General features: G+C 38.0%; 11 protein-coding genes. All 11 read left to right on the top strand.

All coding sequences use genetic code 11. The features are described from left to right. Nucleotides 1–167: 167 nt before the first annotated feature. The 11 genes from KHA88_RS08150 (at nt 168) to KHA88_RS08100 (ending at nt 12,860) form a co-directional block, all read left to right on the top strand. Complete coding sequence (locus tag KHA88_RS08150; protein ID WP_213096396.1) at nt 168–896, top strand: amino acid ABC transporter ATP-binding protein; 729 nt, start codon at nt 168–170, stop codon at nt 894–896. A 20-nt stretch (nt 897–916) separates the two neighbouring features. Beyond that, nucleotides 917–1,735 carry a transporter substrate-binding domain-containing protein gene (locus KHA88_RS08145; RefSeq protein ID WP_213096397.1) on the top strand — a complete coding sequence of 273 codons (819 nt, stop codon included), beginning with the start codon at nt 917–919 and terminating at the stop codon, nt 1,733–1,735. A gap of 69 nt (nt 1,736–1,804) precedes the next feature. Next, a complete protein-coding gene (locus tag KHA88_RS08140) occupies nt 1,805–2,455 on the top strand; it encodes an amino acid ABC transporter permease (RefSeq protein ID WP_213096398.1) in 651 nt (216 codons plus the stop codon). 13 nt (nt 2,456–2,468) lie between these two features. Then, nucleotides 2,469–3,119 carry an amino acid ABC transporter permease gene (locus tag KHA88_RS08135; protein WP_213096399.1) on the top strand — a complete coding sequence of 217 codons (651 nt, stop codon included), beginning with the start codon at nt 2,469–2,471 and terminating at the stop codon, nt 3,117–3,119. Between the two features lie 394 nt (nt 3,120–3,513). After that, a complete protein-coding gene (locus tag KHA88_RS08130; protein WP_213096400.1) occupies nt 3,514–4,887 on the top strand; it encodes an NAD(P)-dependent oxidoreductase in 1,374 nt (457 codons plus the stop codon). A gap of 40 nt (nt 4,888–4,927) precedes the next feature. After that, entirely contained in the window at nt 4,928–6,214 is a 1,287-nt protein-coding gene (preA, locus tag KHA88_RS08125) for an NAD-dependent dihydropyrimidine dehydrogenase subunit PreA (protein WP_213096401.1), read from the top strand. 22 nt (nt 6,215–6,236) lie between these two features. Beyond that, a complete protein-coding gene (gene hydA / locus KHA88_RS08120) occupies nt 6,237–7,655 on the top strand; it encodes a dihydropyrimidinase (protein WP_213096402.1) in 1,419 nt (472 codons plus the stop codon). A gap of 112 nt (nt 7,656–7,767) precedes the next feature. Beyond that, complete coding sequence (locus KHA88_RS08115) at nt 7,768–9,240, top strand: NCS1 family transporter (RefSeq protein ID WP_213096403.1); 1,473 nt, start codon at nt 7,768–7,770, stop codon at nt 9,238–9,240. A gap of 28 nt (nt 9,241–9,268) precedes the next feature. Beyond that, entirely contained in the window at nt 9,269–9,493 is a 225-nt protein-coding gene (locus KHA88_RS08110) for a hypothetical protein (RefSeq protein WP_213096404.1), read from the top strand. Between the two features lie 138 nt (nt 9,494–9,631). Further along, nucleotides 9,632–11,254, top strand: coding sequence for a PucR family transcriptional regulator (locus KHA88_RS08105; protein WP_249308225.1), 1,623 nt, complete (start codon nt 9,632–9,634; stop codon nt 11,252–11,254). A 139-nt stretch (nt 11,255–11,393) separates the two neighbouring features. After that, a complete protein-coding gene (locus tag KHA88_RS08100) occupies nt 11,394–12,860 on the top strand; it encodes a CoA-acylating methylmalonate-semialdehyde dehydrogenase (protein ID WP_213096405.1) in 1,467 nt (488 codons plus the stop codon). Nucleotides 12,861–12,870 lie beyond the last annotated feature (10 nt).

Here is a 12,870-nt window from a genome sequence, read left to right as displayed (position 1 = left end):
ATTTATAGTGGGAATTAAGGTAATAAGTGAATTACGATAAAAAGTTTGAATTGACCAAAAATATATTAGTATAGTACAATCACTTATAATGTATTTAAAAGATTACTATTTTTTAGAAAAAGAGATATATTTTATATTTAGAGAATGCTGGATTAGAGGGGGAAAACATGATTACTTTCGATAAGGTAGATAAGTTTTATGGAGATTTCCATGTTTTGAAAGAGATTAATCTAACCATCAATCAAGGAGAAGTAGTTGTTGTTATTGGTCCTTCCGGATCAGGTAAAAGTACGATGCTTCGTTGCATCAATAGGTTGGAGTCAATAACAAGTGGTTCATTAACTGTAAATAATGTTGAAGTAAATGATAAGAAAACCGATATAAATAAATTAAGACGTAATATTGGAATGGTTTTTCAACACTTTTATTTATACCCGCATAAGACTGTGTTGCAGAACATTATGCTTGCCCCAATTAAGGTGCTTGGCATATCTGAAAAGGAAGCAAAAGAAACAGCAGAGTTTTATCTGAAAAAAGTAGGAATTCCTGATAAGGCTAACTCTTATCCATCCCAGTTATCGGGTGGACAGCAACAACGTGTAGCCATTGCGCGGGGACTTGCGATGAAACCAGATATCATGCTTTTTGATGAACCCACATCTGCCCTCGATCCCGAAATGATCGGTGAAGTATTAGATGTGATGAAAGCGCTAGCAAAAGAAGGGATGACCATGGTGGTCGTGACCCATGAAATGAATTTCGCCAAAGAAGTGGCAGACAGAATTGTATTTATGGACCAAGGAGAAATTGTTGAAGAGGCAATACCGGCGGAGTTTTATGAAAACCCGCGCGAAGAAAGAGCGCGCATATTTCTCAGCCGTATATTAAATAATTAACAAAAAAGGGAGGAAAAAACATGAAAAAATTTATTAAATTGACTTTCATTTCTATGCTTGCAGTTATAATTCTTGCTGCTTGCGGGGGGAAAGATGACACAAAAACAGGCGATGCCGGTAAAAAAGAAACGAAAGACGTACTAGCTCAAATAAAAGAACGAGATAAAATCGTCTTTGGGGTTAAACACGACACTCGTTTATTCGGATTGAAAAATCCAAGTACAGGCGACGTGGAAGGATTCGACATTGATATTGCTAAATCGCTTGCAAAAGAAATACTTGGAGACGAAAATAAAGTAGAATTTAAGGAAGTTACTTCCAAAACTAGAATTCCGTTGCTAAACAATGGAGATATTGATGCGATTGTTGCGACCATGACCATTTCAGAAGAGCGTAAAAAAGAAGTAGATTTTACCGATGTTTATTTTGAAGCAGGACAGTCATTGCTTGTAAAAAAAGGCAGCAAGATTAAAGGGCTGGAAGATTTAAAGAAAGGAACAAAAGTGTTAGCTGTAAAAGGTTCTACTTCTGCAGTTAATATTCGTGAAAAAGCGCCAGATACGCAAGTATTAGAATACGAGAATTATGCGGAAGCATTCACTGCTTTGAAATCAGGCAAAGGTGATGCGTTGACAACAGATGATTCCATTCTTTACGGTATGGCAGATGAGGATCCTTCATTTGAATTGACTGGTGGAACCTTTACTGATGAACCTTACGGAATTGCTGTTAAAAAAGGTAACACAGATCTTGTGGACGAATTAAATAAGGCACTTAATGCGCTTAAGGATTCCGGGAAATACGATGAAATCAAGGATAAGTGGATTAAACAACAATAGTCTAAAAAATCGTTGTATTTTTCAGGATGAGCATTCATGCTCATCCTGATATTTAAGAGGAGTGGGGGCATGAATTTTTCAATTTTAACCGATAACCTAGATTTATATTTACTGGGTTTTAAATATACAATTATTGCCAGCCTGATTGCACTTATTTGCAGCTTTTTTTTAGGCGTCCTTATTTCACTCATGAGAATCGCCCCCTTTAAACCATTGAATTGGTTTGGCACTATTTATGTGGAATTTGTCAGAAATATTCCAGTATTAATTATTGCTTTCATTTTTTATCATGGATTAACTTCGATTGGAATTAACTTAGATGGACTAACAGCAGGGACGATAGCACTTACGATTTATACAGCTGCATTTATTGCCGAGGCCGTTCGAGCAGGAATCATGTCAGTACCAAAGGGACAGATGGAGGCGGCCCGATCTTCAGGCCTGACATATAATCAAACAATGAGAATGATTATTTTGCCTCAGGCAATTAAAATTGTCATTCCTCCGCTTGGCAATCAATTTATTAACCTTGTAAAAAATTCTTCTATTTTAGGGATTATTGCCGGTCTAGATTTGATGTATCAAGCGGACATTATCTCGTCTCGTACATTTGTAACTTTTGATCCGTATATATTCGTTGCTTGCTTTTATTTAATATTGACTATTCCTTTAAGTCTTGGCGTAGGTTATCTTGAAAAACGCCTGGCTAAGAGTAATTGAAGGAGGCTTAATGATGGATTTTGCAGGTGCTTATTCAACGGATCATTTAAAATTTTTATGGCAAGGTTTAGAAGTAACACTTCTAGTTGCATTAATTTCGATCATTTTAAGTTTCATTATTGGGGGAGCAATCGGCACAGCCCGATATGCACGGATCCCAATTATATCCAACATTCTTGCTATGCTCGTGGAAACGATTCGAAATCTTCCATTACTTTTAATTATTTTCTTTACTTATTTCGGGCTTCGAGAAGTCGGTTTGAAGATGCCGGTAACCATGTCTGTAATCGTTGCTATGACCGCGTTTCAGTCCGCCATGCTGTCCGAAATCATTAGAAGTGGCTTAAATTCCATTGAAAAAGGGCAAATCGAAGCAGCACGTTCTTCGGGGTTGAATTATATACAAACCCTTAGGCATATAGTCTTGCCTCAGGCACTACGACGTATGGTTCCACCAATTGTCAGCCAGTTTATCTCTCTTTTAAAGGATACATCTCTTGCCGTCGTGGTCGCTCTTCCAGAATTGACGCATAATGCGCAGATCATTTACGGCCACAAAGATGCATATGTTCTTCCAATGTTAATGATTTTGGCTTTTACTTACTTTGTTGTGAACTATGCACTCTCATTGGTGGCGGGAAGGCTAGAAGTAAAGAAAGGATAAAAAATGAGGGTGTCCCAACTATATTGGGACACCCTTATTTTGAATAGATTTTCGAGACTATTTAGTTTGACTTTTTCAGACGTTTCTACAAATTTTTTATCATTATTATGCTAATGTAGTAAAAAATATGAGTTAAGTAACTCGGAATGAGAATTGTTAGTGCAGATGTTACATAATGAAAGATAAATAGTGAACATCATTTAACATTGTGTATAATGCAAACATCGAGTGAAATAAGTAAAATTAACATAAACTTCAATCTTTTACGGTGATTCCAAAGTAGTGGTAATTTTGTAAGCGCTTCCTAATTATGTGGTAAAAAAGTAGATAATGTATTTACTTTAGATGTGGCTTTGATATTTGGGAAGGATTTTTTAGAAGGAGGTATTCTATTGTGAGTAACGCAAATCATTCGAGGATATTATTCGAAGATTTAAGTAAAAACTTTCAAGAAGTTCATCCGGGATTAACCAATCAGGAAGCCATAGAAGAATCAAATCGCTGCCTGTATTGTTATGATGCCCCTTGTATCACAGCATGTCCAACTGGGATTGATATTCCTGCATTTATCAAGAAAATTGCTTCTGGGAATCTGAAAGGATCAGCCAAAACAATTATGACCTCAAATCCAATTGGGGCAAGCTGTGCCCGTGTTTGTCCAACGGAGGAATTATGCGAGGGTGCTTGTGTCCTTAACCAATCGACAAAACCAATTATGATTGGAAATCTACAGCGCTATGCCACAGACTGGGCCATTAAGAATGAGCAAGTGTTGTTTACACCAGGTAAGAAAAACGGCAAAAAAGTAGCCATTATTGGCGGAGGGCCAGCAGGATTAGCTGCTGCTCGCGAACTTGGACTTTTGGGCTATGATGTCACTATTTATGAAGCCGAAGAATCTGCCGGTGGTCTGAACACATACGGAATTGTTTCTTTCAGACTTCCGCAAGAAATTTCCTACTGGGAAGTAAATCAAGTAAAGAGTTTAGACGTGAGAATCGTGACAAATACACGAGTCGGCATAGATATTTCAGTAGAAGAGATTCTTGAAACCTATGACACTATCGTTCTAGCAATCGGTATGTCTAGTGTTCCAAACTTAGGAATAAGCGGTGAAGATTTAGAAGGAGTATATGATGCGATCGAATTTGTTAAGGATACGAAAACAAAACCGATAACGGATCAGTATCTCGGTAAACGAGTAGTGGTGATCGGAGCAGGAAATACAGCGATTGATGGTGCCACTTGTTCCGTTCGTCTCGGTGCTGAAAATGTAAAAATTCTTTATAGACGTACAATTGAAGAAATGACAGCGTACGACTTTGAATATGAATTTGCAAAGCAAGATGGCGTTGAATTTAGATGGCTGACTGCCCCGAAACAAATCATCGGAAATGAACAAGGTCAGGTAATCGGAATTGAGTGTATCAAAATGGGGTTAGGTGAACCTGGAGATGATGGGCGACGACGTCCGGTGCCGATTGAAGGGTCAGAATTCATCCTTGAAGTAGACGTGGTTATAAAAGCGATTGGTCAATCAAGATATATAAAGCTCATTGAACAATTTGGACTAGAACATAATGGTGGAGTTGTAAACATTGATCATCACACATTTCAAACATCAAATAAAAAAGTGTTTGCGTGTGGAGACGTCATATTCGGAAAAGGACAAGGGGAAGCAATGGTCGTAACTGCTGCTCAGCAAGGTAAGGAGACAGCATATGCTATTCATAAATTATTATTTGGATCTGTCTCGGAAATAGCCTAATCAAAAATATGTTAAAAAAGCATTTTAGGGAGGTAAAAAAGTGGCAGATTTACGGATTAATTTAGCAGGAATTGAATCACCTAACCCATTTTGGTTAGCTTCTGCTCCTCCGACAAATTCTGGGTATCAAGTTCAACGTGCATTTGAAGCGGGATGGGGTGGAGCTGTTTGGAAAACATTAGGGGATCCAATATTAAATGTTTCATCGCGATTTGCGGCGATTAATTTTAACGGCCAGAGAGTAGCTGGTTTTAACAATATAGAATTAATTACAGACCGCCCATTGGAAGTAAACTTGAAGGAAATTTATGAAACGAAGAAACGTTTTCCAAATCACGCTATTATTGCCTCGTTAATGGTAGAGCCACAGCAAGAAAAATGGCATGAAATTGTAAAAAGAGTAGAGGATGTTGGAGTGGATGGTTTAGAGCTTAATTTTGGCTGTCCGCACGGGATGGCAGAAAGAGGGATGGGCTCTGCTTCGGGGCAAGTTCCAGAATTGGTTGAAAAACAAACATACTGGGTAAAGGAAGCAGCTCAAACGCCAGTGATTGTCAAGCTTACCCCAAACATTACGGATATTACTGCAACAGCTGAAGCTGCAGCCAATGGTGGTGCTGATGCAATAAGTATGATTAATACGATTAACAGCTTAGCTGGTGTTGATATTGATACTTGGGATACCATCCCACATGTAGCAGGAAAAGGAGCCCACGGCGGCTATTGCGGCCCAGCTGTCAAACCAATCGCCCTCCATATGGTTGGGGAATGTGCTAGAAATCCAAGAATCAATATCCCGATATCAGGAATAGGTGGTATTTCAGACTGGCAAAATGCTGTTGAATTTATGTTAATGGGCGCAACAGGTGTACAAGTTTGCACAGCGGCAATGCATCATGGGTTTAGAATTGTAGAGGATATGATTGAGGGATTAAATAACTACTTAGACAACAAAGGAATTGCCTCAGCTATGGATTTAGTTGGAAAATCAGTTCATAAATATTCTGATTGGGGTGACCTTGATCTCAACTATAAAATCGTTGCTAGGATAAACAATGATGTATGTATTAATTGCAATAAATGCCATATTGCGTGCGAAGATACGGCACACCAATGTATCGATATGTTGAAGGATGGAAATGGATACAACATTTTAAAAGTAAGAGAAGAAGAATGTGTTGGCTGTAATTTATGTTCTATCGTTTGTCCTGTTGAAGGTGCGATAGATATGGTAGAAATTCCAAGCGGACTCCCGCCAATGACATGGAATGAACGTCAAACAGCAATTGGTGCGATTGGGTGCAGTGTAAATACGGTTAGTAAATAATAAAGGGTGAAGGAGGAGAAGCATGAAAAAGGTAATAAAAAATGGAACAATTGTTACTGCAGCTGATACGTACACTGCTGATGTATTAATTGAAAATGGCATTATTAGCCTAATAGGAGAAAACCTGTCAACCCAAGGTGCAGAAGCCATTGATGCGGAAGGATGTTATTTGTTTCCGGGGGGAATAGACCCGCATACGCACTTAGAAATGCCATTTGGTGGTACGGTAACGAAGGATGATTTCGAAACGGGTACAATCGCTGCAGCCTTTGGAGGTACGACAACAATTATTGACTTTTGTTTAACAAATAAAGGTGAGCCATTGAAAGATGCAATCAAAACATGGCATGCAAAGTCAAACGATAAAGCTGTTATCGATTACGGATTCCATCTCATGATTGGCGAAGTGAACGATGCTGTTCTCAATGAACTTCCTTCTGTAATTGATGATGAAGGAATCACATCCTTTAAAGTATTTATGGCTTATAAAAATGTACTTCAAGCTGACGATGAAACACTATTCCGTACACTGATCGCTGCAAAAGAACTTGGGGCACTTGTTATGGTTCATGCTGAAAATGGGGATGTGATCGATTATTTAACAAAAAAGGCTTTAGAACAAGGTAATACGGATCCAATCTACCATGCATTAACGAGACCACCAGAAATGGAGGGTGAAGCGACTGGAAGAGCAGCAGCATTTACAGGTCTAGCAAACTCACAGCTTTATGTTGTTCACGTATCCTGTGCTGAGGCTGCTAGAAAAATTGCAGAAGCTAGAGATAATGGAATTGATATATGGGGAGAAACTTGTCCACAGTATTTATTATTGGATCAATCCTATTTGGAAAAACCTAATTTCGAAGGGGCAAAATACGTATGGTCACCGCCACTTCGAGAAAAATGGAATCAAGATGTTTTATGGAATGCTCTTAAAACTGGTCAACTCCAGACATTAGGTTCAGATCAATGCTCGTTTGATTTTAATGGTCAAAAGGATCTTGGGAAAGGTAATTTTTCCAAAATACCGAATGGAGGACCTTTTATTGAAGATCGAGTGAGTGTTCTCTTTTCAGAAGGTGTAAAGAAAGGAAGAATCTCATTAAATCAGTTTGTAGATATTACGTCAACAAGGGTAGCTAAATTATTTGGGCTCTATCCTAAAAAAGGAACGATTGCTGTTGGCGTAGATGCAGATATCGTAATCTTTGATCCAACAGTGGAGAGAACTATTTCTGCTGAAACACATCATATGTCAGTGGATTACAATGCATTTGAGGGATTGAAAGTTACTGGAGAACCGGTTTCCGTATTATCTCGTGGAGAATTTGTTATCCGTGATAAAAAGTTTGTTGGGAAACTTGGGGCTGGACGGTATGTAAAACGTGCTAAGTATGGTGCAAATAAACATGCAAAAGAAAGTGAAACATTAACTTTTTAAATTGGTACCTGTAGGTGGAGGAAATGAAGAATAATCCTCCACCTTTATCTAGGCTCCTTACACAATTATAATTCAGAAAATTAAGACTATATTGTGAAGAAGAGGTGTTTTTATGGAACAGGGCGGAAATTATTTGAAGTCTCCGGATTTATTACCCATTTCGAGTAAGGACAGAAACATTGGACCAAAAGGTTTTGCGGTCATTTGGGTAGGAATGGCGGTTGTTTTAGCAGCATTCGCAATTGGTGGTGCGGGAGTGCAAAGCTTATCCTTAGGATGGGTAATTGTTGCAACACTTATAGGATCTGTTGCCATTGGAATTTTCATGACCATAATTGGTGATATCGGAATTGAACACGGTCTTTCATTTCCAGTCTATATGAGAGCGCCATTTGGAACGATTGGAACACATATTCCATCCTTAGTGCGTGGGGTAACAGCAGCTTGTTGGTTTGGGCTGAATACGTATTTTGGAGCAACGGCAATGAATGGAATATTAAATTTACTATGGGGATTTAATAACTGGTTTATATGCTTCTTAATTTTTGCTATCGTTCAATTAGTAAACACGGCCCTGGGTATCAAAGCGATTGAAAGGTTTGCCGATTTGGCTGCGCCAACTATTATTCTCATTTCCGCGTGGATGTACACATCTCTATCTGATCAAGCGGCAGCCCAAGGCCGGGAAGTTTGGGGATGGGTGGAAAGTCCGGTTACAGGCGGTGCAGCAATCACAGCATTTATGGTTGTCGTCATGAGTAATATGGGCTTTTGGGCAACATTGGCTGCTGATATGCCTTCTTTATCTAGATTTTTTAAAGCACCCAAAAATGAACGAAATTGGTTCAAGCGAAATAAATCGCAAATTGTAGGTAGCATCATCGTCATGCCCATCGTAAATACATTCATGATCATTATCGGAGCAGTGGCTTACATTGCTGTTACTACCTTTGATCCGATAGCTGCACTGCAAGAAGCAGCGAGTGGCTTTGTTCTAGGAATCCTTCTGTTAATGATTGTGTTTGCGCAATGGTCTACCAATACTTCAGCTAATGTCATTCCAGCTGCTACGATATTCTCAAATGTAGGGGGGCCAAAATTGCCATTTTGGGCAGCGGTCATTGTAGCTGGTATTGTTGGTATCGCTGTTCAACCATGGAGTTTATTTGAAGTCATTATCCCAGCATTACTCATTATTGGAGGTATTCTGTCTGCCATTGTTGGTATTTTATTTACTGACTATTATGTCCTACGTAAAAGACGAGTGAATGTACATGATCTTTATGAAAACGATGGCCAATTTAAATTTATGAATGGATTTAACATGGCAGGAATGATTGCATGGGTCATCGGTGGTGTTGCTTCATATTTTATGCAAACATATTCTTTTATTGTAGGATTTGCCGTTGGTGCGGTAATTTACTATTTCCTAGCAAAGTATTGGTGGTTTGCGAAGTATAAACAAGCAGAAATTGAAGACCCAAATGATGAAAAATATTTGGGAATTACTGTAGGGCGTGACTGGTATATTGACGCTGAAGAAGATCCCGTAGTAGTACCAAAAACTATTACCCGTCAATTGTAATATTTTAATAAAGGAGCGAATAAAATTCATGTCCGAGTATCAAGACTTCTTACAAGAGAGAGACCGTATAGATTACTTAGTACAAGAGGGATATAAAATTAAAAATATTACTGAAAATTTGAGTGGTGCATTTGTACTTTTTGAAAAAAATATCGAGCCAAATGTAGAAAATGAAGTGTTACACATTCAAACCGCAGAAGGCAGGAAGTATTTTTCTGTTGTTTTGATAAAACAGCAAAAAGTAACAATATAGTGTTAAGTTAAAGAAGCTGGTAAACATCAAAAAGTGTTTATCAGTTTTTTTGTTAGTAACAAGTTTGGAAAAGATAGAAAATTCTCTCATATGCTCCCTTATTTCGTTTATAATAGGTAGGTAGGGGGTGCTTTAATTTTGAAATCTTATATTACAGTAAAAGACATTCTCCAAAGAAAGCATTTTGAAAGTATAGAGGTAATTGCCGGTACCGAAGGACTTGATCGTTTAGTTAAGTGGGTACATGTTGTGGAAGTTACCAATATCCGCAACTTATTAAATGGGAATGAATTAATTTTATCGACAGGCATTGCCTGGAAAGAAAAAAAAGAGCACTTCGTATCGCTATTAGAGCAATTAATTGAATCCCAAGCCTCTGGATTATGCATTGAAATTGGTACATATACTTCATCAATCCCTCAAGAAATAATAGATATTGCTAATAGAGCCCAGTTTCCTATTATACTATTTAATAAAGAAGTTCCATTTGTAGAAATCACTCAAGACATCCATGCACTCCTCATTAATCGTCAATACCAAATGATTTCAGATTTAGAAAGATATTCTCAAGCGTTAAATAAAAAATTATTAACAATTGAGCACTATGTTGAGATTCTTAAATTCATCCATCAATATTTACAAGTCCAAGTTACTATTGTTTTTAGTAATAAAGAAATACAATTTATTCCAGATGTTATAGAACATAAGCGAAAAACACTTCTTAATATAATAGAAATCAAAGATGCGGCTCTTAAAGCATCATCTCAAACAGCCCGGGTCCCTATTCATTTACTCGGCCGTAACTATGCGGAACTGATCATCATATCTGAAGAAAGATCACTAACCGAATATGATCAACTAATATTAGATAGAACAGGAACGGCTCTTGCTCAACTTTTCTTACGTGATCTTTATGTAGAGGAAAAACGGAGAGTAGAGGAGGTAGCATGGCTCACCGAGTGGTTAGATGGCGAGAAAAGCAAGGAGGCTATTAACGAGTATCTGGCTTATCATACTCCTAATATAAAGCCAAAAGGGGCAATCGTTTGCGTATGTAAGCTTGATACATATGAAAAGTATTCAAATATAGATTTAACATATTTCAAGCTTTATTTCAGAACTATTTTTGAACAACAAGGCTTTGCGCTATTTGCTATTGAAAAAAGAAACACCCTCGTTTTTATCATTATTAACGAAAGAAGTACCTCAACATGGAAAAGTAGAATGGAAGAAGGGATTCATAGATTAAAAAATTCTGAATCTCAAAAGAAAAATCATCAATTAAAACAATTGATCGGCATCGGAAAATACGAGTCAGAGTTAACGAATATCCATAAAAGCTATCAAACCGCTTTGGAAACAATCCGTATCCAAGCCAGATTATCAAGTGAATCTGAAAGTTGTTTTTATGATGACCTTCATATTTTTCGTATCATCTATTTGCTAAACAAACACTTGGACTTATCGGAAATTGCCCACGAATATTTAGAACCGGTAATTAATCATGACAAAAAGTACAATGGGAAGTTGTTTGATACTTTGAAAGCCTACTTGTCTTGTAACGGTTCGAAACAGGAAACCGCAAAGAGGCTATTTATAGTTAGACAAACACTATATCATCGCCTTCAAAAATTAGAAACATTACTTGGTGAGGATTTTATGGAACCCCGTAAAAGATTAGCAATTGAATTTATGATCGTATCATATGACTATTTAATATCGTCAAAACAAATAAAAGAAAAAGACCGTGAAGCCCATTAGCCTACTTTCCAGTAGGTTTTTTTCATTCATTATGTGGAATATATTCAAGCTGTTATTTTACAGAATGTCTAATGAAAGCACTTTCATAATAAGTGATAATGAATGTAAGGGAATTTTTTTAAGAGGAGGATGTGTATTAATGACAGTAATTAAAAAAGAAACAGTTGTATTAAAAAACTATATTAACGGAGAATGGGTTACTCCACAGGGAACGGAAACACTGGACGTACCAAATCCGGCTACTGGGGAAACATTGGCAAGGGTACCAATTTCCTCAAAAGCAGATGTAGCGCAAGCAGTAAATGCTGCGAATGAAGCATTTATGACTTGGAAAAATACACCCGTTCCGAAGCGGGCAAGAATACTATATAAATACCATTACTTATTAACAGAAAATCATGAAAAACTAGCCCGATTGGTTGTTCAAGAAAATGGAAAAGCATATAAAGAAGCGTATGGTGAGGTCCAAAGAGGGATCGAGTGTGTTGAATTTGCTGCAGGGGCTCCAACCTTAATGATGGGGGAGACTTTATCGAATATCGCAGAGGATATAGATTCGGAGATGTTCCGATATCCACTAGGTGTCATTGGGGGCATTACTCCATTTAATTTTCCAATGATGGTTCCTTTATGGATGTTCCCTCTAGCGATCGCATGTGGAAATACGTTTGTGTTAAAGCCTTCTGAACGTACTCCGATTTTAGCAACTGAACTTGTTGATTTATTCGAACAAGCTGGTGCACCAAAAGGAGTATTGAATATTGTTCAAGGTGCCCATGATGTCGTAAATGGATTGCTAGAAAATCAAGATGTAAAAGCTATATCGTTTGTTGGCTCCCAGCCAGTCGCAAAATATGTATATGAGCAAGCTGCTGCCCAAGGAAAACGTGTTCAAGCTTTATCTGGTGCTAAAAATCACCATGTTGTTATGCCGGATGCGGATATGGAAAAGGCTGTAACTCATATCATAAGTTCCGCTTTTGGAAGTGCGGGTCAGCGTTGTATGGCTTGTAGTGCAGTCGTTGTCGTAGGTGACGGTGATGAGTTTGTTGCAGCGCTGAAACAGAAGGCGGATGAGCTCATTATTGGAAATGGCTTAAATGACGAGGTATTACTAACTCCTGTTATTAGAGATACACATCGAGAAAAAGTATTGGATTATATAATGGCTGGTCTAGAAGAGGGTGCAACATTAATTCGAGACGGTCGAAAAGAAATGGATGAAATAAAAGAAGGGACGTTCTTAGGCCCAACTATATTTGATCATGTGACACATGATATGACGATTGCCAAAGATGAAATCTTTGCTCCAGTCCTAAGTTTGTTAAGGGCGAAAGATTTAGATGAGGGGCTTGAATTCATTCGCAAGTCACGCTACGGAAATGGTGCGACGATTTATACAAAGGATGCAAAAGCGGTAAGACAATTTAGAGAAGAAGCAGACGCAGGAATGCTAGGAATCAATGTAGGTGTCCCGGCAACGATGGCCTTTTTCCCTTTCTCTGGATGGAAGGATTCCTTCTATGGTGATCTGCATGTAAATGGAAAAGACGGCGTTAACTTCTATACTCGCAAAAAAATGATTACATCTAGATTTGACTATTGAAAAAGGGGTG

Source organism: Lederbergia citrea (assembly GCF_018343525.1).
Classification (GTDB): Bacteria; Bacillota; Bacilli; order Bacillales; family Bacillaceae_C; genus Lederbergia; species Lederbergia citrea.
This window is presented reverse-complemented; position numbering and strand designations above follow the sequence as displayed.